The sequence below is a fragment of the Vibrio sp. RE86 genome, assembly GCF_013114545.1.
Lineage (GTDB): Bacteria > Pseudomonadota > Gammaproteobacteria > Enterobacterales > Vibrionaceae > Vibrio.
This window is the reverse complement of sequence record NZ_VTXI01000010.1, coordinates 1-20263: the sequence shown is the minus strand read 5'-3', so window position 1 is coordinate 20263 and position 20263 is coordinate 1. Positions and strand designations below refer to the sequence as shown.

Below are 20263 nucleotides of genomic sequence, written 5' to 3'. Positions count from 1 at the left end.
ATAAAAACAGAAAAAGGGACGTCAATAACGTCCCTTTTTATTTGGTGTGAGTTAGGTTAGCGACGTTCTGTTCGCATACCCATTAGTAAGCTTACACACATTAGTAGCAATACAATGGTAAATGGTAATGCCGTTGAAATTGCACCAGCTTGCAGGGCTTGAACCGCTTCAGCGCCACCAATCCATAGAAGTGCAACCGCAATCGCCCCTTCCATAAATGCCCAGAAAACACGCTGAATCACAGGTGCGTCAACTTTACCACCAGCGGTAATGCTATCAATAACCAGTGAACCCGAATCTGATGACGTAATGAAGAATACCAGAACCAGAAGAACCGCGATGATCGATAGTACTGAGCCATATGGCAATACATCAAACATCTGGAACATTGCCAGTGATACATCAGTCAGACCATTTGTACCCAGCTCACCAATGCCGTTGATAACTTGGTCAATCGCCATACCACCAAACGTTGACATCCAAAGCACAGTTACTGCCGTTGGTACTAGAAGTACCGCAGTGATGAACTCACGCACTGTACGACCTTTAGAAACGCGCGCAATGAACATACCTACGAATGGTGACCAAGAGATCCACCAAGCCCAATAGAACACTGTCCAGCCTTGGAACCAAGCTTCATCTTCACGGCCATGCGGGTTACTTAGCGGGATAAGGTTCTCAAGGTAAGCCATCAAGGTTGTACCAATATTGCCAACGACAATCGCGTAACCAAGCAGTGCAACCAAGATAAGCAGTAAGAATGCAACGATCATATTGATGTTACTGATCACCTTAACGCCGCCATCAATGCCTCGCAGCACGGATACCACAGCAAGCAGAGTAACAACCGTAATGACGATCACTTGAAGGCCGAGGCCTGAATCCAAGCCAAATACGTGGTGGATGCCACTTGCAGCTTGTTGAGCGCCCAAACCTAATGAAGTCGCTAGACCAAATAGTGTCGCCAGTACCGCTAGAATATCAACAATGTGCCCTGCCCAGCCCCATGCACGGTCGCCAAGAATTGGGTAGAAGATTGAACGAATCGATAGTGGTAAGCCTTTGTTGTAGGCAAAGAACGCAAGTGATAGCGCAACAACACCGTAAATCGCCCATGGGTGTAGACCCCAGTGGTACATGGTTGCACCAAGCGCTAGTTTCGCCGCTTCTGGTGAGTTCGCCTCTACGCCAAGTGGTGTTTCATACCAACCCGTAAAGTACGCAACAGGTTCTGCAACACTCCAGAACATTAGGCCGATACCCATACCTGCAGCGAATAGCATTGAAAGCCATGAAAGGTAAGAATAGTCTGCAGTCGCATCCGTACCACCTAGGCGAATTTTACCTAGTGGTGAAATAATCAGACCTAAACAGAAAATAACAAACAAGTTACCTGACCAGATAAACAACCAGTCGAAATTACCAATAATCTGCCATTTGATGCCATCCAACGTCGCTTTTGCAGATTCAGCGTCCATAACTAGCACACCAATCAAGAATACTGCAATCAGACCCGCACTCCATCCAAATACTGGATTGTGCACGTCGAAGCCCCATTTTTGTACGTTATCTTGACCAATTGTATAATCGGTACTGTCGATACTGTACTTATCTATGCCTTTAGTCATCATTCCTCTCTAGCATTTTATCCTACGTGTACATCAGCCTGTCGATAAGCAAATCGTTAGAGTTAAAAATGATTATTTAAACACTACGATCTGATGCACCTCTCATTATTGTACGCCGATTGTCGCATTGTTCCAGTAATAAGCTGTTTTTTAGCCACATTTTAAGAAAAGTGACATGTGAGTGATTAGTCATTAACCAACATAGCTTATACTGTAGAAGTCTTATTATTCGTGTACTAAACAAGTACACCGAAGCCTTTATTGAGAAAGGTCGAATGCCAGCAACGATTTGTGATGTTTGAGGCTTTTTTTCGTCTCACATTTGCTGTATTTTCGCCTACTTTAAATTAGCCAACTAAGGAACCGCATTGGATAAGCACGAAGAAGTCCTGATTTCGATTCGCCAAATCATTCGAGCAATCGATCTACACTCTAAGAAGTTAAGTAAAGAGTCTGGGTTAACAGGCCCTCAGCTTATATTGATGCGCTCGATCCGTGAGCTAGGTGAAGTGACCATTCGCCAACTGTCTGATCACACCAATATGAGTCAGGCAACTGCAACCACTATTCTCGACCGTTTGGAACGAAATGGCTTAGTTCAGCGTGTACGTAGCAGCAAAGATAAGCGCAAAGTACACGCCTACCTGACAGAAAAAGGGCAAGAGTTGTTAGACGCAGCACCAACGCCGCTGCAACAAAGTTTCATCACCAAATTTCAACGCCTTGAAGAGTGGGAACAATCTTTATTGCTCTCATCTGTGCAGCGTATTTCTTCAATGATGAACGCCGAAGATATCGATGTTGCACCAGTCCTTGAGTTAGGCAGTATCACTAAGCCTGAGTAGTGATGCTTACAGTATGTATATCATGGGAATGTATACATACTGTGATAATTATTCTATACCTTCGTCTACCCTATCCTCGCGGATAATGTAATTTCTAATATTATTTAGACGCTTATCCGCACGTTCCAACTTAGCAGTCATTTCATTGTTGTTTAGTGCAGGATGGAATGAAAGCAGTGCTTTTACTTCTTTTAATAATTTGGCCGCTTCCTCATAATCCCTCTCAATTGCACCTAGACCGCTATATTCATAGCCAGTGAGGCCGGTATTTGCATTTGGTAAACGTTCTATAAGAATATTGAAGTTCTTGCGCAACTTACTAAGAGCTTTAAGAGCTTTATGTTCATTAGGTATCGCAATTTTCATCAATTTGCCTTTACAACCTGGAGTCAGCTCATCTTTAGTCAAGTCAAAAGTTACTTTCATACTCTGACCTTTTGTACTGTAATCCTCAAGGTGAGTTATTTCTTTCCAATAAACTCTCGTGGGAGCATTTAGATCGACTAAGAAAACGATTACAGGCAAGCTAATCTTTTTCCAATAGTCGATGTTATCTTGTGAGACATAAGTCGAGCATGTACTTCCTTTGATACTCATTTCTGTCTTAACTTGCGCTTTTATCAAATGAGTTGTGCTAACTCCTGTGTCCTCAATAATTTCTATTTCTCCATCGACCCCCAGATCTATGTCTAGCAATCTTGTTGCAAATCCAAACATAGATGTGATTTTGTATGCAAAGTAATACTCCCCAGCATCTCCGCTAATTGATTGTCGTGTATATTTCATTCATTTCCTCCCTCTGAGTTTGTTAGGTAAAGCTATGTAAATATCGGTAGCTCACTCCCCCCTTTAACTTGTCGAATTGCTAAGTGGGTATGTATGTCTTTAACATTATCCAAGCGCTGAAGTTTGCGTGTGAAAGACTCGTAACCAGCAAGATCATGACTGACGACTTCCAACAAATAATCATAAGCCCCAGAAACGACATGACAGCTGATCACTTCATCCATCTCTTGAATTGATAACTCAAACTCATCGATGCTGACTGCTTGGTGATTGTTCAAACTGACTTCCACAAACACTGTCATACCAACGCCAATGCGATCCTTGTTTAGACTGGCTCGATAGTTGGCAATGATGCCAGCTTCTTCTAACCGTTTGATACGTCGAGCACAAGGAGATGCCGATAGCCCTACTTGATCAGCAATATCGGCAGTAGATTGGCGGGCATCCTGCTGTAAGAGTCTCAAAATGTGTTTATCTATTCTGTCCATATCTCGTACCGCCGCTTTATCGCTAATATTTAAACTTTATTGATGGTTTCCACCAAAATAGCTCTTTGGCTTAATGCATCTTGCCAGAAATCACCTTTTATTACGCTCCATAATGTAAATAAGTAAAACTTAACGCACAAATGGATATGATTTCTGGTTACTTAGCAATGATTGCGACCCTATTACTCTGGTCTGGTTTCTTCTTGTCACTTCGTAGTGGCGCACACTCCGACTTAATGACAGCCGATGTTGCTATGACTCGCTTCCTTATCCCTTTAGTTTTACTGCTCCCACTTGTGTTGAAAGCCAAACAGGAGATTCTCGCCATACCTAAGCGTTACTTGATCGGAATGTTTATTGGCAGCGGTTTGCCTTACCTGTTTGTTGCTGGTACAGGCATGCAATTTGCTCCTGTTGCAGATGGAAGTGCGCTTATACCAGGCACCCTTCCTCTGTTTGTATCAGGCATCGCGGTACTGGCGTTTAAACAGCCGTTGAGTTCACATCGAATTGTTGGCCTTACACTCGTGGTAGTTGGCATTGTTCTTTTCCTTTCGCAAAGCTTAGGTGCAAACAATAACCATCTACTTTATGGTCATACGCTTTTCTTGATTGGCAGTGCGATGTGGGCAACGTTTACCATTTGTGCTCGCGTCTCAAACTTAAACCCACTTGTCGCGTCAGGCCTTATCTCACTGTTGTCTATTGTCTCTCTCAGCGTTTTAGTATTAGGAGGATGGGTAGAGAGCTATCTATACTCGACACCCCCTAGCCATTGGCCATGGAAAGAGTTGCTTGGGCATTCACTACTACAAGGGTTAGGAGCAGGCTTAATCGCAGCTTTTACCTACTTACACGCTATCGCTAAGTTAGGCGCTGAACGTACCGCTGCCTTCGGGGCTGCAACCCCTGTCATTGCTACGATACTTGCTATCCCAGTTTTTGCAGAGCAACCCTCTTCAATCGGCTGGATTTCACTACTTGTTGTCACCTTTGGCAGCGTGATTGCAAGCAACCTATTCATGAAGCAAGACAGTTCGTTAAATTACCAGCCACCGAGCTTCAACAAATGAGCAGCTTTGATGTCAGCTGAGATTAACGGTATAGTCCAGCCCAACGTAAATTATTGGGCTGAATTGAGACGTGAAAACACCCTGTATTGCTGCTTGCAAAAACAATGATGGTATCTGTAGCGGTTGTCATCGAACCATGGATGAAATTATCAACTGGCGCCACCTCGATGACCAAGAACGAGAAGAGGTGATGTCGAAACTAAGTGGTAAAACATCGACACATACCTGCCCATCCTGCTCGCAGCCAGCCCAATGTGATATCAGTATGGGCAAGTCAACATGCTGGTGTTTTGATATCGAAAAACGAGATACGTCATCGCTTCCAAACAGTGATGTGTGTTTATGCCGTAAGTGCCTATCTAAACTTCCCGTCGCATAATTACTTCACTCAAGCCGCATATAAATTTGGATTAGTTTTTCTAATCCAAATTCAAAATATTTATCCTGCGTAAGATCACACTTTTTGGTTGCGAGTCCGACTAACTCACTCTAATATCTCGCGCCTAAAACATCCCTTTATAAATTATTGTATTAGCTCTGTTTCGGCAAAGCTGATGGTTTCTTGCGTTTCGAATTTAGGTATTGCTGTAATGTCTGGCTCTTCTCAAGTTGTTAAGTTGACTTTTCTCATTGCGATTTTAACTGCGGTCGGTCAAATGACCCAAACCATGTATGTGCCTTCCATTGGCTACATGGCCAGTGAGTTTTTAGTGACGCCAGCGGCTCTACAAGCTGTCATGGCTTGCTACTTGATCCCTTATGGCATTTCTCAGTTTGTCTATGGTCCGTTATCTGACCGTCTAGGTCGTAAACCGATCATCATTACGGGTTTGTTGATATATATAGTGGGTGCGCTCATTGCCCTTTTCGCACACAGCTATGAGTTATTCTTAGTCGGCAGTTTTATTCAAGGGCTGGGCATTGGTTGCGGCGGCGCTATGTCTCGTACACTGACTCGCGATTTGTTTGACGGTGCTGAGCTGCATAAAGTGAATAGTTTGATCAGCATGTGCGTGATCTTTTCACCGCTCATCGCTCCTGTCCTTGGCGGCTACTTAACAGAAGCATTTGGCTGGCGTTCAAGTTACATGTTCCTAGCGCTATTTGGCATTGCAGTAGTCATTACTATGATGACAAGTTTTGCGGAAACCTTGCCACAAGAGAAACGTCGTTACGAAAAAGTCACTAGCAGTTATCGCTTTGTGCTGTCTGATCGTCGCTTCCAGGGTTATTTGATCTGCTTAGTGGCAACATTCTCTGGTATCGCCATTTTTGAGGCTGCGGCTGGCGTGTTGCTCGGCGGCGTCCTTGACTTACCAGCAACCACAGTAAGCTTGCTGTTTGTCCTTCCTATTCCCGGTTACTTAGTCGGGGCTGGACTTTCAAGCTACATTGCAGCAAAACGCAGTGAGAAGCGTGCCTTAAGCGTGGGGTTAGCTGCAATTATGCTGGGATCTTTGATTGTTTTGATTCCTGGCTTGTTCGGGCTCACTTCAGCTTTAACCTTAATTGGCGGTGCGACAATCTACTTCTTGGGTGCAGGTATCCTCTTCCCTGCAGCAACAACAGGCGCATTGTCACCTCTACCTTATCATGCGGGGACAGGAGGAGCTGTGTTGGGTGGGATGCAGAATTTGGGTGCTGGTTTGGCGACACTCGCAGCTTCGATGATCCCAGCTCCGGATCAAATGCCACTAGGAGCGTTGATGTTGATAATGTCGATATTGGCTCTGTTTGGATTACTGCGAGTGTACCGCAAGCAAGATCCTTCTAATGAGATGCCACTTGCTTACTAAAGCGTCCTTCTGAGTTCACTCAATACAAAAATGGTAGAGCATTGCGCTCTACCATTTTTTCATCAAACGTCCCACTAAATTCGGGTGGTACGCCCAACTATGATCAAACATCGCCATGAGGTCAGGGTTGCCATACTTAGAAAGGCTAATCGCATGGAAACGGTTTTTACTTTTCTTAAGCTCTTCGACCTTCTCTAGCATCTCTTCAGATTGCTTCGGTGCAATAAAGTCCGAAATCACGACCATATCCGCATTACGGTATTTGTCTCCGGACATGAGGTCAATTGACTTCATCAGTACGGGCTCTAAATCAGTACCACCGTGGAAGCTGTAGGTCAGGAAGTCGCTCGCTTCACGCAAGCCGTCTTGTTTCGTTAACTCGTAAGTAATCTGCTCAGAAGAGAAGAGAATGACATAGCAATCACGGTCTTCAGCAAGTGCTATTTGCATCAAGGCATACGCCATCGCTTTTGCACACTGCTCAGGAAAACCACTCATTGAACCAGACGCATCGACACAAACAATAAATGGGCCTTTTTCCACATCTGCTTGGGCGTTATCAGGACGCTGAGCGCTCACTTTACGCAGTGTACGTGACTTGCCTTGCATCTTGTAATTCATCAAACGCTTGTCGACCAAGTGCTTGTAGAACACAACTTCAAGCTCGGGATAGGCTAAGAACATGGTCTCATTTGGCAGCAACTTGTTTAGGTCATCGCCCTCATGAATACCGACAATATCATCTGTCGCTTTATCGGATTTCTCTTCAACGACTTGAGGCTCTTCCAAAGGCGCTTTGTTGAACTCTGGATCATCAACTTTGCTTGCCATTCTGCCCAGTTTTTCCGCAATTTCTTGCAGGCCCTTATTCTTCGCCAAAAACTCGGCATGACGCTTCATCACCGTGAGGTCGGTTTTACTCAAGCGAGCTGATGCCATATCCCACAAGCGACCTACGCTGCCTTCATCACCACTCTCCGTCACCTTGTCCATGTTTTTCATGGTTTCCATGCGCTGATAAAGATCTTTTAATACTTTCTCTTTATTCGCTTCTAGTTCGGTGAGTTGGGCTTGGCGGATCGCGTCGGAAAGACTTTGGTACCACTGATCGCAAAAATAGTGTGGGAACATTGGGTTATTCACCCCTTTGTTCTTCTCCATTAAACGGCGCGCTTGCAAATAGAAAGCTGAGTGCCATTCAAGCTGCTTGATGATCTCTGGAATCTTGTCAAAAAACTCGGACTCATCCCAATGAATCACTTCTTGATAAAGCGCTAACTCCTGTTTAAAGCGGTCTGTCTCACATACTTTTGTGATGCGTTTCTTCACGCTACCACGCCATTTTAGAAGATGATTTTTAACGGATGTTTTAACACCGCGATTCTCTGTCACTGCCATCATTTGAGAACGAGCCATGAGATCGTTCACCGCCGTATCGATCATACCTGAATCGGCAATGGCTAATACAAGATTTAATCCGTCAGCACCTAGCATCCATCTCTCCTAAGCAAAGAACTGGTTTAGAGTTTTAAAGCGGAACACGGTTCTTTCGCTTTCGGTTTTCGTCGACTCTAGTACCTGCTGTAGATTTTGCAGGCTAGACTCCATCGCACGAGGAAGCTCTTGGTCAACAAAGCCATGTGGCAATGCACCGTGGAAATCAGAACGAACTTTCAGTAGGTGATGTTCAGCGTGCTCTAACTGGGCCATTGCCTGCTCAGCTTTGGTTAACCACTCTTGATAAAGGGATTCATCAAGGCCTTTGTTGGTCACAATAGATACGAGTACAGCTCGGTTGGCAATATCCTTAATCACTAGGTTATTGGCCGCATCAACATCAAAGCGAAGACGAACAAGGTTAGTATTGGTATTAACGTAACCGTAAACATCGCCATGCCCTTCCTTGATCACGCGCTCCAGCTCGTTTTTAGGTACATATACCCAACGGCTATCGCCTTTTTCAGATTCGGTCACGGACATGTTGCTTTGCAGCAATACAAGTTTCACCAAGTCAAATGCGCTGCCGACTTTGTAGCTTTTGGCATCAGAAATATCGTAGCTGTGAATCTGTTTCTTAAGCAGACCCGTTGTCGATTCCATTGACAGCATGGTGCCAAATTCCGACTCTAGTTCTTCTTGAATTTCATTAAGCTCTTCACGACACAATGCGATTTGTTGCTCTACTTCTTGCTGATCAAAAGCATTGTTCAAAGCAAACTTTTTGATCACTTGTCGAACAACATCTCTTGATTCTGGGTTGTTCCATAAACAATCTTGCAATAGCAGAATATCAAGCGGGTTGATTGAGTCTCGTCCGTTGAAGTAGGCACTTGCTTTTAGCAGTTTCACTGCCTTTTTCCAGCGGCGATCTGATACGTACATATCAGTATCTGCCACATCCACGCCAGTTTCCGCAGTCGCTGATGACTCCAGCAAGCTCTTCAGTTCATAAAGCTTTTCAAATACATCATCGCTTAATTCAAGCTGATCAAGTTCTGACTGCCACAAATGATATTCTTCATCTGTGATTGCTAGGCCTTCAGGAATGCTCGCTTCTTGTGGCGTTCCGACGGTCAGCATTGACTTAAAGTTCTGTTTGTCTTGGATACGGTTGACAAACACACGCACGAGCATACGGTCATAAAGCGCTTCTAAGCCGCTATCTTCATCTGGTAATTCGTTGGATGCCGAGACCAATAGGCGCATTGGCACACGCTCTATCTCGCTACCATTCTTAAATGTTTTTTCGTTTACGACGGTAAGCAGTGTGTTGAGGATAGCTGGGCCGGCTTTCCAAATCTCATCGAGGAAAACGACTTGTGCGGTTGGCAGATAACCGTCAGTTAAGCGAACGTAACGACCATTATCTTTTAATTCTTGAATACTTAACGGACCGAAAACTTCTTCCGGTGTCGAGAAACGTGTCATGAGATATTCGAAGTAACTCGAGTTATCGAACGCTTGAATTAAACGTTTCGCAATTAAACTCTTCGCAATACCAGGAGGCCCTAGTAAGAAAACACTTTCACCAGCTAATGCGGCAAGCAGGCATAGCTTAATGGTTTCTTCACGCTCATAAACCCCATCAGACAAGGCTTGAGCAAGCTTATTGATTCGTTCAGAGAGCAGTGCTTTTTGTGAGTGAGAGACTCGACTCGGTTTGATCATTGAACTGTTCCCCTAAACTTTTAACTGTACGAGCGTATGTATAAGTTTATACATTTGTTATCACTTTGTTACAAGTGGAATTTTGATTATTTCAAGCCTTTATAGCAGATGGTTATTTTGCGTAAGTCACTGAAAACAATGTTTGCATAATTGAGAGTTAAGTCACCTATTGTACGAATGAAAGTTACTCAGTTGTTATCAGTAAACTTTATCTAGTTCGCCATAGCCTGTAAGGTAATGCCTGTCTTTCGCTAGGGCATATCGAAGTATTAAAATGAACAACACTAAGACTCTCCACACTTGGAAGCGCATCGCTCTTATTGAAGAAGATGTTCAGCTTCCTAGCGGTCAAACTATCGTCCATACCACCATTTCTCACCCAGGTGCGGCTGTTATTCTGCCTATCGACGAGAACGGCAATATCATCCTTATCAATCAATATCGTCCTTCTCTTAAGAAATGGTTATTAGAGCTTCCCGCTGGCACTTTAGAGAATAATGAGCCAATAGAGCATTGTGCTCACCGAGAGTTAGAGGAAGAGACTGGTTACAGTGCGAAAAGCATGATATCTCTAGGTCAGGTAACACCCTTAGCGGGCTTTTGTGATGAGCTTCAGCACCTTTTTGTCGCGAAAGACCTCACACTTACCCAACGTTACCAATGCGATGACGATGAAGTCATTGAAGTGCTTTCACTCTCAGTTGACCAACTCGAACAAAAAATTATTAATGGTGATATCACTGATGCCAAGACCATCGCATGTTTAAGTAAAGCAAAGCTGTGCGGATATATTTAGGAGATAACAATTATGGATTTTCGTTCTGATACGGTAACCAAACCGACGGAAGCAATGAGAAAAGCAATGGCCGAAGCGCCAGTCGGGGACGATGTCTACGGCGACGACCCTACCGTTAATGAACTTGAACAGTGGGCAGCAGAGCGACACGGCTTTGAAGCGGCAATGTTTACCACGTCAGGAACGCAAGCCAACTTATTAGGTTTGATGGCCCATTGCGAACGTGGTGATGAATATCTTTGTGGTCAACAAGCGCACAACTATCGTTATGAAGCTGGCGGGGCTGCAGTGCTTGGCTCCATTCAACCACAGCCAATCGAAAACAACCCAGATGGCACGCTTGATTTCGCTAAGTTAAAAGCGGCTATTAAACCAGATGATAGCCACTTCGCACGTACTAAATTACTTAGCTTAGAAAACACCATTAACGGTAAAGTGCTTCCAATGAGCTACCTTGTTCAAGCTCGACAGTTTGTCGACCAACACGGCCTTTCTCTTCATCTCGATGGTGCTCGCGTCTACAATGCCGCAGTCGCGTTAGACATTGACGTAAAAGAGATCGCTCAGCACTTTGATTCTATGACTATCTGTTTATCGAAAGGCTTAGCTGCACCAATCGGTTCACTATTGCTTGGAGACAAAGCGTTTATCGCAAAGGCGCGACGTCTACGCAAGATGGTCGGCGGTGGTATGCGCCAAGCTGGTATCCTTGCGGCTGCAGGTAAATTAGCGCTCACGCAGCAGGTTGAACAGCTCAAAACAGACCATAGCAATGCGAAACTGTTGGCGAACAAGCTGAGTGAATTACCAGGGTTTAATGTAAATGCAGAATTTGTTCAAACCAACATTGTATTTGCAAAGCTGGATGAATCAGTCGACATCGAACATATTGCAAAGCAACTCTCACAAGAAGGCATCACGGTTTCACCAGGCAACCCAATTCGATTCGTGACACATAAAGATATTACTGAGCAAGATATCCTGACGTTTACTGAAAAACTCTCGGGTCTTCTTTAGGATCTTTTGACCAAGTGGTCGATTAATTGATCTAAACCATTGAGCTTCCCCTTAGGGGAAGCTTTATTCTTTACGTATCTAAGCTAAAAATGAGCTCACCATGATACGCTCCCTACTTCTCCTCTCTCTTGTCAGTCCACTAACTTTTGCCTACACCTCATTTGGGGATCCTGAACTGGGTAAAGTAAAATCCCCTAGCTGCATTTTCTGTCACGGTACTGACGGTATAGCTCCTAACCCTAGCTATCCAAATATCAACGGGCAAAACGAGCAATACCTTTTTCAATCGATGAAAGACTACCAAGAGGGAAAGCGCCAAGGTGCACTCGCGGAGATGATGAAAGCGCAACTATCAAGGTTGAATGACCAAGACTTAAGGGATATTGCTGCGTATTTCGGTTCAAAATAAAAAACCGAAAGCAAATGGGTGTCCATTCACTTCCGGTTCTTAAAGATTCTGACTTTGGGGGAGCTACACTTATGTGCGGTACAACACCTTTACTACGTGCCAACCAAATTTTGTTTTGACTAGGTGGGGAACCAAGGTCTCACCAGAGAAGCATACTTTGTCGAATTGAGGCACCATCTGACCACGGCGGAATTCGCCAAGATCACCACCTTTTTTGCCAGATGGACAAGTCGAATACTTCTTCGCTAGCGTTTGGAATTTTGCGCCTTTTTTAAGCTGCTTGATGATGTCTTCCGCTTGCTCTTTGTGTTTTACCAAGATGTGCAGAGCCGCTGCTGTATTAGCCATGGTGTTGCCTCATTCAAAATGACTGTTCAAATGGCGCGGATTGTACCCGAATAGAATGAGATCTTCACCCAAGCATTGACTTTGTTGGCAAAAAAAGCAGCTATCAGATCATTAAAAGTGGTGAAAATAGGCATCGCGGATTGAACCTTAGTTTAGTTACGCTAACATGGAATCAGAAGTAGTAAGGGAGAATGCGACATGGCAAAGCCCGCCAGTAAAGCGAACCAATCTCAAGGTATGCTAATGTTTACCTTGACCCAAAGTAAGCAGCTATTTGCAATCGGTACACTCAAGGTTAGAGAGATAGTCCCTTTTCAAGTCACGACTCAGATCCCTTACTCACATCACCATGTTATCGGTACAGTCTCACTCCGTGGTAAAACTATTCCGGTTATCAACATGCCTGCAGCAATCGGTTTCCGTCCCATTCAGCCTGAAGAATATGAGTCCTGTTATTTGATCGTCACCGACTGTCTTCGCACCGTAGTGGCTTTCATGGTTCGCTCTATTGAGAAAATCATCGAATGTGATTGGAAAACGATTGAGCAAACTCCCTCTTCCGCTGGTAACAACGTCTTTGTCACGGGGATTACTCGCTTTGAAGAACAGATCGTGCAAATGTTGGATGTAGAGCTGTTACTTTCTAAGATCTACCCGCAATACGAATCGACCAATATACCAATGTTGACTGATATTGAGCGAGAACGATTAAAGGCTCTCAACATCCTACTGGTTGATGATTCATCAATCGCCCGAAAACAGCTCAGTGATGCGTTAGACAGTATTAACATTCCTTATCAGATATGTAATAACGGTAACGATGCACTGGACCTAATGCGCCAGCAATCAGCCAAAGGTTCACCTATCGAACTGTTGGTCAGTGATATTGAGATGCCTGGGCTAGATGGCTATGAGCTCGCATTTGAGACACAAAATGAATCTGACCTCAGTAACAGCTACATCATCTTACATACCTCTCTGTCTAGCGAAATTTGTGTCGATCGTGCAAAGCAGGTTGGCGCACATGAAGCTCTTGAAAAGTTCAATGCAGGAGATTTGATCAAAGCCATGCTCAGAGGAGCACAACAGTTAGAACAAGGTTTGGTTAAGGTAAATAGTTTCTAATTTGGTTACCTTTTCTTACGAAGCAATTTAACCATTGCTCTAAGCCCTTACAGATTCTAAGATTAAGTTATGCTAAGGTTCATAATCCTTATCAATGGATTGATGTGAAATGATATTAGATCAGGCATCTAAGCAGTATTACCACTACCCTTAACTGTAGAGGGTGTCTAGATAAGATTATTCGTAAAAATGACTGACAACTTTAAAAAATCAACAGCTAACCTAAAAAAAGCTGTCCCCCTGATGATGAAAAACCACGTAGCGACTACACCAGCGAATTACGCGCTTTGGTACACCTACGTCGATAATGCCATCCCTCAATTAAACAAAGAGTTAGATGGGGTGTTAGCCAATTACGGTGTTTGTCCTCCTGCCGTTGGTGAACAGCTCTATAACAACCATATTGCTAGCCGATCCGAAACGGATATGCACGACCTGCGCGCCAATATAGAAATCTTGGTCAACGAAGTCGCACACTCCATGTCTGACACGCTCACCGATACTTCTCAGTTCTCTCAGATGATAGACAAGAGCTTTGAGAATCTAGAGCGCGTTGAAGATGAGTCGATGTCGCTAGATGAAGTAATGACGGTCATAAGACAACTGGTTGCAGAATCACGAGAGATCCGACACTCAACACGTTTTTTGAATAACCAACTCGAAAGCGCGACCAAAGAGATCAATCAGCTCAAGAGCCAGTTAGCTGAGGTTCAGCAAGACGCTTTGTTTGACGCGTTGACTAGCTTATATAATCGCCGATCGTTTGATAGTGATATCAATACACTGTGTCGCTCAGAACAAAAGATGTGTTTGATACTGGCCGATATTGATCATTTTAAATCTTACAATGATACGTATGGGCACCTATTCGGTGACACTGTGATTAAGGGTATTGCACGTCGATTGCAGCTAAGCAGCCGTGATGGCATTCACGCATACCGCTTTGGTGGTGAAGAGTTTGCTCTGATTGTGCCAAACAAATCTCTGCGTATTGCAAGGCAGTTTGCTGATAGTCTAAGACGCTCAATTGAAAAGCTGTCCGTCAAAGATCGCCGTACTTCAAAGCAAGTGGGGAATATTACGATTTCATTAGGTGTAGCAGAGCTTGAGCCCGGAGAGACCGCTGAGTCACTTATAGAGCGAGCGGATAAGTTCCTTTATGAAGCGAAAGAGTTAGGCAGAAACCGCGTGATGCCACTTTAACGAAATCTTCGTTCTCAACCTGAACATACAAATAACCCCACGACATTGCGTGGGGTTATGTTTTCTAATCGCTTACTAAGTTCTTACTAACTTGTTGGCTCACCTTTAGATGCGGCTGCTAACTCCAACTCTTTTTGTTTCAGCATCACATCGAGTTCATCTCGGCGTGCTTCAAAAGCTGGCATCTCTTTCTTAGAGACCGAACTTGCCATAGGAATGTTCGCTTTCATCGCATTTACCGGGCGACCACGGTCAATCAACTCATAATGAATGTGAGGGCCTGTCACTCGCCCTGTTGAGCCAGATAATCCTATACGTTGACCTCGTGATACCTTTTGTCCCTTACGCACTAAGATTTTACTGAGATGAAGGTAACGTGTTTTGTAACGGCTTCCGTGTTGAATTACGACGTAATTACCCGCATAAGGGTGTTTACGAGTCATAATAACCGTACCATCACCAGTAGATACGATTGGCGTTCCAGTCGGTGTCGCCCAGTCAGTACCATTGTGTGGTGAGACTCGCCCCGTGACTGGGTGCTTACGGGTTGGGTTAAAGTTAGAGCTTAAGCGGTAGGCTCCATTCACAGGTTTACGCTGAAATGCACGTTGTAAACTGTCACCATCATGGTCGTAATATTGACCATCACTGTGCAGATAAGCACTCAGTACACGGCCACGATTGAAGATCTTGATCGCTTGAATTTCTCGATTCCCTGTTAGTTGGTCACCCACAAACTGCCTTGATTGAACGACTTCAAATCGATCGCCTGCGCGAAGGTCACGAGTAAAACTAACTTTGTCTTTAAGTAACGAGACAATTTGTTCAATGTCACTACTACCAAGGCCAAGGTTATAGACAGATTGCGAAAAACTACCATTAATCTCCCCGACGAGAGGAAATGTTTTCCATTGACCCGGTAACTTCACATCAGAGAATTCATAGCTACCATCATCGACTCGGCTATAGACAGCACGTTCAACTAAACTGAACTCGAGATCCATTTTACTCAATGCACCACTCTCTTCATCTCGCCAAAAACGCAGTGTATTACCTGGTTTCAGAGTATCGAGCGCAAGGAAGTTAAGATCCGTTTCCATAATTTTCATGAGTTCACTATAGCCAAAGCCAAGTTGCTCAAAAATGGAACTGAGATTATCACCCGCTTGGATGGTGTATTCGTAATTAGGGCGGTCTTCGACAACTTCTTGCTCAAGCAGAATATCGTTAACAATCGTAGATTCAGGTAGGGAGAGATCAATCGTGCGTTGGTGAACGCTGTGCTCTGGTGATGACGTAATAACAAAAGCTGCGATGACTGGCAGCGACAGAGCCATCATACGTTTTGGCCTAGATAGCTCTTGGAAACGAGCCTTAATACCTCTAGATTGCACAATATGACCTATAAATAGAATTAAACAACGGCCATAAGAGTACAAATTTGTCTATTACTTGTCACCTTTGGAATGTCAGATTTACACAAAAATGGGCGTATATAACGCCCTTTCTGTTAAATTGGATGACTTTAGCGCAGTCTTATCACTGCTGCTGATAAGTCGAAACTAATCCGTTATCTTCACCGTATCCATTTGGCAAGTACTGATCAGCATTTGGGTCATTCACCCACTTTTGATCATCAACTAAATAACGAAACTCAAACTGGCTGTCCTTTGGCAAACGGGTCTTAAACTTGTATGACTTACTCTTCGCCACTTTTTTCATTTGAGTTGGTTGCCAATCTAAAAAATCAGCAACAATTGCGACAGACTGACCGACTTCTTCAGCGGCAAGCTCGAAGGTGACCTCAACTTCATCTTTCGTTTTAAAAAAACGCTTATTGATCATATTTAACTCCATTAACGACTGTATTTAAATCCATCTCATAACTTATCAGGTCAAATCATAAGCAATCTATCACACATACTCAATACTGAATTGAATACGGCCGCTTATTGCTGTTCTAAGCTATCTTGCTCAGTTACTTGGAAAAGTATAGTGGTTAATTTCGTTGGCTCTTGCGCCATTGCTTGATTTTCATCACGTTCTAGCAGCTCGACTGAGATTAGTTGGCCTTCCATCGTCACTTGATTGACTTTAATGCGGTCGCCTAGCAGTACGGCTTCTTTGGTTACCATTCGTTGTCTAAACTCATCATATTTGGACAAGGCTAGATAGTAGAACACACCTGTTCCCTGGTTACTCACAGTTAGAATGCCTGCGTAAGTCGACGCGTCGATTTTCGTCATACGCTCAAGATCGAACGTCACCGTGCCGCGTTCTTCACCATCTGCATATTGACCTTGTGCGTACTGCTTACTTTCTATTTTCTCTATGAATGTAAACTCGCTGCTACTAGGCACTTTTACCGTCCACGGATTTGGAGTTCGGAGACCAAATACCGAAGCAACGACTGAATTTTGCTGACTAGGCTGCTGAGGGAACTTAGCGAGAATTTCTTCATCCGATAGGCTAAAACGATAGATTCCCGCTATAGTGACTATTATTAGTAGTACGATAGGAATGAGAAGAATTAGGGGAATAGGTAATAAGCGTTTTTTCATCAGTTTACGGATCTTCTTGAAGTCATCTAGGTAAAGAAACATCATGTTAACAGGCTAATGGAAGGAGATAAAATGGAACAACAGCAGAAAGTTAGAATGGCCGACTGCACCTGCGGGCAGGTCAACTTGGTTTGTCGAGGAGAGCCCCTTCGAACCGCTGTGTGTCATTGTTTTGAGTGCCAAAAGCGTACTGGGAGTGTGTTCGGAGTCCAAGCCCGATTCAACAAAGATCAGGTGTCTTATAGTGGTGAGCTCGTCGAGTACACTCGCATTGCAGATTCAGGAAACGAAGTGACCTATTCGTTCTGCCCTCGCTGTAGCACGACAATGCTACTCAAACTTCAAACCGCTCCCGATGCTATCGTGGTGCCAGTCGGGGTCTTTAATGAACAAGATCTGCCTTGCCCGAGCTTTTCCGTTTACGAAGAACGAAAATCCGGTTGGGTGAAATTCGACTCTCAAATGGAGCATTATCTCTAGTTTTCGATGAACAATCGTTTTCTAAGAGTAATCGTTATCTAAGATCAAGTTTTTGCATTAACTAACTCTACCCATAGTAAGTGAGGCTCTCTATAATTCAGCTCTTGCTAATAAGGAGCGTATTTTGATTTCCAAACTTCCACGTTGGGTAGAATATGGAGCCTTTCTACTGTCCCTTCTCGCTGGTATTGTCAATGCCGTCGGTCTACTGGGCTTTCAACACCAAGCCGTGTCACATATTTCTGGAACCGTCACTTTGCTTGGTACATCATTAGAGACCATCAATCAGCAAACAGGTCATCTATTGCTCATTGTGCTGAGTTTTCTGCTCGGGGCGGTTCTCAGCGGTCTATTTATAGAAAGCACCGCACTGAAACTTGGACGACGCTACGGCGCTGCTCTTTGTGTTGAAAGCTTGCTTCTTCTTATCGCTTTCGCATTGTTAACCAAAGACTCCGTTACAGGCCAATATTTCGCTTCCGCAGCCTGTGGATTGCAAAACGCGATGCTCACAACCTTTAGCGGAGCTATCGTCAGAACAACCCACATGACAGGAATCATCACTGACCTTGGCATCATGATAGGTGCAAGGCTACGTGGCGAACATTTTGACTATCGTAAAGCCAAGTTATTTGTGTGTATCTTTTTCGGTTTTCTCTCTGGCGGATTCCTAGGAGCCAAACTCTATAGCATGTATCAAATTGGCGCTTTGCTTGCCCCTGTTATGCTATCTGCCGCTTTGGCTATTACGTATTGGTTATTTATCGCAAACCGAAAATCACTGTGATTAGCTGTGATTAAAACTAAAAGAAACAACCAATAATTTAACACCGTTAACATATCATTCTAAAATAGAGTATTAGCATGGTTTTTCGTCATGAATATTTAGGCCTATTTATTGAATAGTATTGCGTGATAGACCAAAAGAGACTAATCTTGCGCCCAATCGATAAATATGGATGTTTCGTGAATATATATGCCATACGGATAGGCAAGTTATTTGTTTACACGACTCACTTGAGAATCATATGCAAAACAGCGCTCAACAATCAAAACAGACCGATAGAAAAGGTAACTTTTGGGTATTCTTAATCCCTTCATTGATTGGCCTTTTTCTATTCATGGCTCCAATCAGCTACCAAGGTGATATCACTATTCCTGTTGCGGTCCTCGCAAAGTCTATCCAAGCGATCTTTGGTGAACACCTCGTTAGTATCGTAACAAGCATTATCGTTTTCATGGCTGTGGCATCAGCGCTATGCCGTATCAAAACGCCTTCATTCATCGCTAATAGCGAGTTTCTAAACGGGCTATTTAACCCAAGTCCGTTATGGCTTGCTGTACGCCTAATCGGTGGTGCAGCGGTAGCAATGACCTACTTCCAAGTTGGTCCAGAAGCGATTTGGGAAGAGAATACTGGTGGACTGGTACTTGAAGGCCTTCTACCGACGCTATTCTCAGTGTTCATTTTTGCAGGCTTGTTACTGCCATTATTACTTAACTTTGGTCTACTTGAGCTATTTGGTACTTTGCTAAGTAAAATCATGCGCCCAGTGTTTAACCTACCAGGTCGTAGTGCTATTGATTGTATGGCATCTTGGCTTGGTGATGGCTCTGTCGGTATTTTGCTAACAAGTAAGCAGTATGAAAACAAGTTCTACACCCAACGTGAAGCCGCGGTTGTCGGTACAACATTCTCTGCCGTTTCGATTACATTCAGCTTGGTGGTTATTGCTCAAGTTGAGTTGGAACACCTGTTCCTCCCGTTCTATGGAGCGATCTGTTTAGCTGGTTTTGTAGCGGCAATCATCATCCCGCGCCTTCCTCCACTTAGCCGTAAAAAGAACACCTTTATCGATGGTAGCGCACCAGATAAAGACGCAGATGCGATCCCTCAAGGCCACACTACGTTCTCTTGGGGTCTTGAACTCGCTCTGAAAAAGTCGGCACAAGTGACTTCATTTAAGCGCGTATTTGGCGAAGGTGTACGCAACGCTGTCGACATGGTATTCGGCGTACTGCCAGTAGTAATGGGACTTGGTACAATCGCTCTAGTGATTGCTGAATATACCTCTGTATTTAGCTTTTTAGGTCAACCGTTTATCCCATTCTTAGAGCTTTTAGGCGTGCCTGAAGCAGCAGCGGCTTCGGAAACAATTGTGGTTGGTTTTGCGGATATGTTTATCCCAGCTATTTTGGCGGCCTCGATTGATAACGAGATGACACGCTTTGTGATTGCAGCAATGTCGGTGACTCAGCTTATCTACATGTCAGAAGTCGGTGCCCTACTACTTGGCAGCCGTATTCCTGTAAATATCTTTGAGCTGTTCGCTATCTTTATCTTACGTACTCTAATCACGCTACCTGTTATCGCAGGTGTTGCGCATTTGATTTTCTAATTTTTAAGTACGCTAAAACAAGAAGCCCCGCCATATGGCGTAATGCCGATCAGTTAAGGGTTAAATGATCGGTTGAACGATCCTTCCAAGGTGTCAAAATCCGAGTGTATTCCATGCACTCGGATTTTTTATGTTTCTAAG

21 protein-coding genes are annotated in these 20263 nt (G+C 44.0%); 12 read left to right on the top strand and 9 right to left on the bottom strand.

The genetic code is table 11. The features are described 5' to 3' along the window. Window positions 1–56: 56 nt before the first annotated feature. A complete protein-coding gene (locus tag F0231_RS11375) occupies window positions 57–1628 on the bottom strand; it encodes a BCCT family transporter (RefSeq protein WP_171759949.1) in 1572 nt (523 codons plus the stop codon). Between the two features lie 368 nt (window positions 1629–1996). On the opposite strand from F0231_RS11375, the gene F0231_RS11370 reads away from it, so the two are divergent. Next, complete coding sequence (locus F0231_RS11370) at window positions 1997–2473, top strand: MarR family winged helix-turn-helix transcriptional regulator (RefSeq protein WP_171759841.1); 477 nt, start codon at window positions 1997–1999, stop codon at window positions 2471–2473. 48 nt (window positions 2474–2521) lie between these two features. Here F0231_RS11370 and F0231_RS11365 read toward each other — a convergent pair whose 3' ends face one another. Further along, window positions 2522–3259: a DUF4365 domain-containing protein gene (locus F0231_RS11365; RefSeq protein WP_171759840.1), complete on the bottom strand. Its 738-nt coding sequence runs from the start codon at window positions 3257–3259 to the stop codon at window positions 2522–2524. A 32-nt stretch (window positions 3260–3291) separates the two neighbouring features. Further along, window positions 3292–3747, bottom strand: coding sequence for an Lrp/AsnC family transcriptional regulator (locus tag F0231_RS11360; protein ID WP_171759839.1), 456 nt, complete (start codon window positions 3745–3747; stop codon window positions 3292–3294). 146 nt (window positions 3748–3893) lie between these two features. Between F0231_RS11360 and F0231_RS11355 the strand changes: the two genes are divergently transcribed. The 3 genes from F0231_RS11355 to emrD all read left to right on the top strand — a co-directional run bounded on the left by F0231_RS11355 (window position 3894) and on the right by emrD (window position 6616). Further along, the gene (locus F0231_RS11355) at window positions 3894–4820 is read left to right on the top strand and encodes a DMT family transporter (RefSeq protein ID WP_171759948.1); all 927 of its coding nucleotides are present in this window, start codon (window positions 3894–3896) and stop codon (window positions 4818–4820) included. Window positions 4821–4890: 70 nt separating this feature from the next. Next, on the top strand, window positions 4891–5199 hold the full coding sequence (locus F0231_RS11350; protein ID WP_171759838.1) for a cysteine-rich CWC family protein: 309 nt from the start codon (window positions 4891–4893) through the stop codon (window positions 5197–5199). A gap of 211 nt (window positions 5200–5410) precedes the next feature. Beyond that, window positions 5411–6616, top strand: coding sequence for a multidrug efflux MFS transporter EmrD (gene emrD, locus F0231_RS11345; RefSeq protein ID WP_171759837.1), 1206 nt, complete (start codon window positions 5411–5413; stop codon window positions 6614–6616). A 48-nt stretch (window positions 6617–6664) separates the two neighbouring features. Here emrD and viaA read toward each other — a convergent pair whose 3' ends face one another. Beyond that, on the bottom strand, window positions 6665–8110 hold the full coding sequence (viaA, locus tag F0231_RS11340; protein ID WP_171759836.1) for an ATPase RavA stimulator ViaA: 1446 nt from the start codon (window positions 8108–8110) through the stop codon (window positions 6665–6667). Window positions 8111–8119: 9 nt separating this feature from the next. Next, window positions 8120–9784: an ATPase RavA domain-containing protein gene (locus tag F0231_RS11335; RefSeq protein ID WP_171759835.1), complete on the bottom strand. Its 1665-nt coding sequence runs from the start codon at window positions 9782–9784 to the stop codon at window positions 8120–8122. 274 nt (window positions 9785–10058) lie between these two features. On the opposite strand from F0231_RS11335, the gene F0231_RS11330 reads away from it, so the two are divergent. The 3 genes from F0231_RS11330 (at window position 10059) to F0231_RS11320 (ending at window position 12006) form a co-directional block, all read left to right on the top strand. Beyond that, window positions 10059–10580: an NUDIX hydrolase gene (locus F0231_RS11330; protein WP_171759834.1), complete on the top strand. Its 522-nt coding sequence runs from the start codon at window positions 10059–10061 to the stop codon at window positions 10578–10580. 12 nt (window positions 10581–10592) lie between these two features. Next, window positions 10593–11597, top strand: a complete 1005-nt coding sequence (gene ltaE / locus F0231_RS11325) for a low-specificity L-threonine aldolase (RefSeq protein WP_171759833.1) — start codon at window positions 10593–10595, stop codon at window positions 11595–11597. A 100-nt stretch (window positions 11598–11697) separates the two neighbouring features. Next, entirely contained in the window at window positions 11698–12006 is a 309-nt protein-coding gene (locus F0231_RS11320; RefSeq protein WP_171759832.1) for a cytochrome c, read from the top strand. A 69-nt stretch (window positions 12007–12075) separates the two neighbouring features. Here the strand turns inward: F0231_RS11320 and ppiC are convergent, their stop codons facing one another. Then, window positions 12076–12354: a peptidylprolyl isomerase PpiC gene (gene ppiC, locus F0231_RS11315; protein WP_005472248.1), complete on the bottom strand. Its 279-nt coding sequence runs from the start codon at window positions 12352–12354 to the stop codon at window positions 12076–12078. Window positions 12355–12552: 198 nt separating this feature from the next. Between ppiC and F0231_RS11310 the strand changes: the two genes are divergently transcribed. Beyond that, window positions 12553–13479 carry a chemotaxis protein gene (locus tag F0231_RS11310; protein ID WP_171759831.1) on the top strand — a complete coding sequence of 309 codons (927 nt, stop codon included), beginning with the start codon at window positions 12553–12555 and terminating at the stop codon, window positions 13477–13479. A gap of 189 nt (window positions 13480–13668) precedes the next feature. After that, window positions 13669–14682: a GGDEF domain-containing protein gene (locus F0231_RS11305; RefSeq protein WP_171759830.1), complete on the top strand. Its 1014-nt coding sequence runs from the start codon at window positions 13669–13671 to the stop codon at window positions 14680–14682. Between the two features lie 86 nt (window positions 14683–14768). Here the strand turns inward: F0231_RS11305 and F0231_RS11300 are convergent, their stop codons facing one another. The 3 genes from F0231_RS11300 to F0231_RS11290 form a co-directional block, all read right to left on the bottom strand. Continuing rightward, window positions 14769–16022 carry a peptidoglycan DD-metalloendopeptidase family protein gene (locus F0231_RS11300; protein ID WP_171759947.1) on the bottom strand — a complete coding sequence of 418 codons (1254 nt, stop codon included), beginning with the start codon at window positions 16020–16022 and terminating at the stop codon, window positions 14769–14771. A gap of 199 nt (window positions 16023–16221) precedes the next feature. Beyond that, window positions 16222–16527, bottom strand: coding sequence for an isoamylase early set domain-containing protein (locus F0231_RS11295; protein WP_171759829.1), 306 nt, complete (start codon window positions 16525–16527; stop codon window positions 16222–16224). Window positions 16528–16631: 104 nt separating this feature from the next. Continuing rightward, window positions 16632–17288: a hypothetical protein gene (locus F0231_RS11290; protein WP_253825777.1), complete on the bottom strand. Its 657-nt coding sequence runs from the start codon at window positions 17286–17288 to the stop codon at window positions 16632–16634. Window positions 17289–17315: 27 nt separating this feature from the next. Here F0231_RS11290 and F0231_RS11285 point away from each other — a divergent pair, with 27 nt between their 5' ends. The 3 genes from F0231_RS11285 to F0231_RS11275 all read left to right on the top strand — a co-directional run bounded on the left by F0231_RS11285 (window position 17316) and on the right by F0231_RS11275 (window position 20122). Then, complete coding sequence (locus tag F0231_RS11285) at window positions 17316–17723, top strand: GFA family protein (protein ID WP_171759828.1); 408 nt, start codon at window positions 17316–17318, stop codon at window positions 17721–17723. A gap of 124 nt (window positions 17724–17847) precedes the next feature. Then, window positions 17848–18510, top strand: a complete 663-nt coding sequence (locus F0231_RS11280; protein WP_171759827.1) for a YoaK family protein — start codon at window positions 17848–17850, stop codon at window positions 18508–18510. A 241-nt stretch (window positions 18511–18751) separates the two neighbouring features. Then, entirely contained in the window at window positions 18752–20122 is a 1371-nt protein-coding gene (locus F0231_RS11275; protein ID WP_171759826.1) for a YjiH family protein, read from the top strand. Window positions 20123–20263 lie beyond the last annotated feature (141 nt).

What these genes read in the sequence shown, in the direction of transcription:
- F0231_RS11375 (WP_171759949.1), bottom strand. Translation starts at nt 1,628, where the DNA reads ATGACTAAAGGCATAGATAAGTACAGTATCGACAGTACCGATTATACA.
- F0231_RS11365 (WP_171759840.1), bottom strand. Translation starts at nt 3,259, where the DNA reads ATGAAATATACACGACAATCAATTAGCGGAGATGCTGGGGAGTATTAC.
- F0231_RS11360 (WP_171759839.1), bottom strand. Translation starts at nt 3,747, where the DNA reads ATGGACAGAATAGATAAACACATTTTGAGACTCTTACAGCAGGATGCC.
- F0231_RS11355 (WP_171759948.1), top strand. Translation starts at nt 3,894, where the DNA reads ATGATTTCTGGTTACTTAGCAATGATTGCGACCCTATTACTCTGGTCT.
- emrD (WP_171759837.1), top strand. Translation starts at nt 5,411, where the DNA reads ATGTCTGGCTCTTCTCAAGTTGTTAAGTTGACTTTTCTCATTGCGATT.
- viaA (WP_171759836.1), bottom strand. Translation starts at nt 8,110, where the DNA reads ATGCTAGGTGCTGACGGATTAAATCTTGTATTAGCCATTGCCGATTCA.
- F0231_RS11335 (WP_171759835.1), bottom strand. Translation starts at nt 9,784, where the DNA reads ATGATCAAACCGAGTCGAGTCTCTCACTCACAAAAAGCACTGCTCTCT.
- F0231_RS11330 (WP_171759834.1), top strand. Translation starts at nt 10,059, where the DNA reads ATGAACAACACTAAGACTCTCCACACTTGGAAGCGCATCGCTCTTATT.
- ltaE (WP_171759833.1), top strand. Translation starts at nt 10,593, where the DNA reads ATGGATTTTCGTTCTGATACGGTAACCAAACCGACGGAAGCAATGAGA.
- F0231_RS11320 (WP_171759832.1), top strand. Translation starts at nt 11,698, where the DNA reads ATGATACGCTCCCTACTTCTCCTCTCTCTTGTCAGTCCACTAACTTTT.
- ppiC (WP_005472248.1), bottom strand. Translation starts at nt 12,354, where the DNA reads ATGGCTAATACAGCAGCGGCTCTGCACATCTTGGTAAAACACAAAGAG.
- F0231_RS11310 (WP_171759831.1), top strand. Translation starts at nt 12,553, where the DNA reads ATGGCAAAGCCCGCCAGTAAAGCGAACCAATCTCAAGGTATGCTAATG.
- F0231_RS11305 (WP_171759830.1), top strand. Translation starts at nt 13,669, where the DNA reads ATGACTGACAACTTTAAAAAATCAACAGCTAACCTAAAAAAAGCTGTC.
- F0231_RS11300 (WP_171759947.1), bottom strand. Translation starts at nt 16,022, where the DNA reads ATGATGGCTCTGTCGCTGCCAGTCATCGCAGCTTTTGTTATTACGTCA.
- F0231_RS11295 (WP_171759829.1), bottom strand. Translation starts at nt 16,527, where the DNA reads ATGATCAATAAGCGTTTTTTTAAAACGAAAGATGAAGTTGAGGTCACC.
- F0231_RS11290 (WP_253825777.1), bottom strand. Translation starts at nt 17,288, where the DNA reads ATGATGTTTCTTTACCTAGATGACTTCAAGAAGATCCGTAAACTGATG.
- F0231_RS11285 (WP_171759828.1), top strand. Translation starts at nt 17,316, where the DNA reads ATGGAACAACAGCAGAAAGTTAGAATGGCCGACTGCACCTGCGGGCAG.
- F0231_RS11275 (WP_171759826.1), top strand. Translation starts at nt 18,752, where the DNA reads ATGCAAAACAGCGCTCAACAATCAAAACAGACCGATAGAAAAGGTAAC.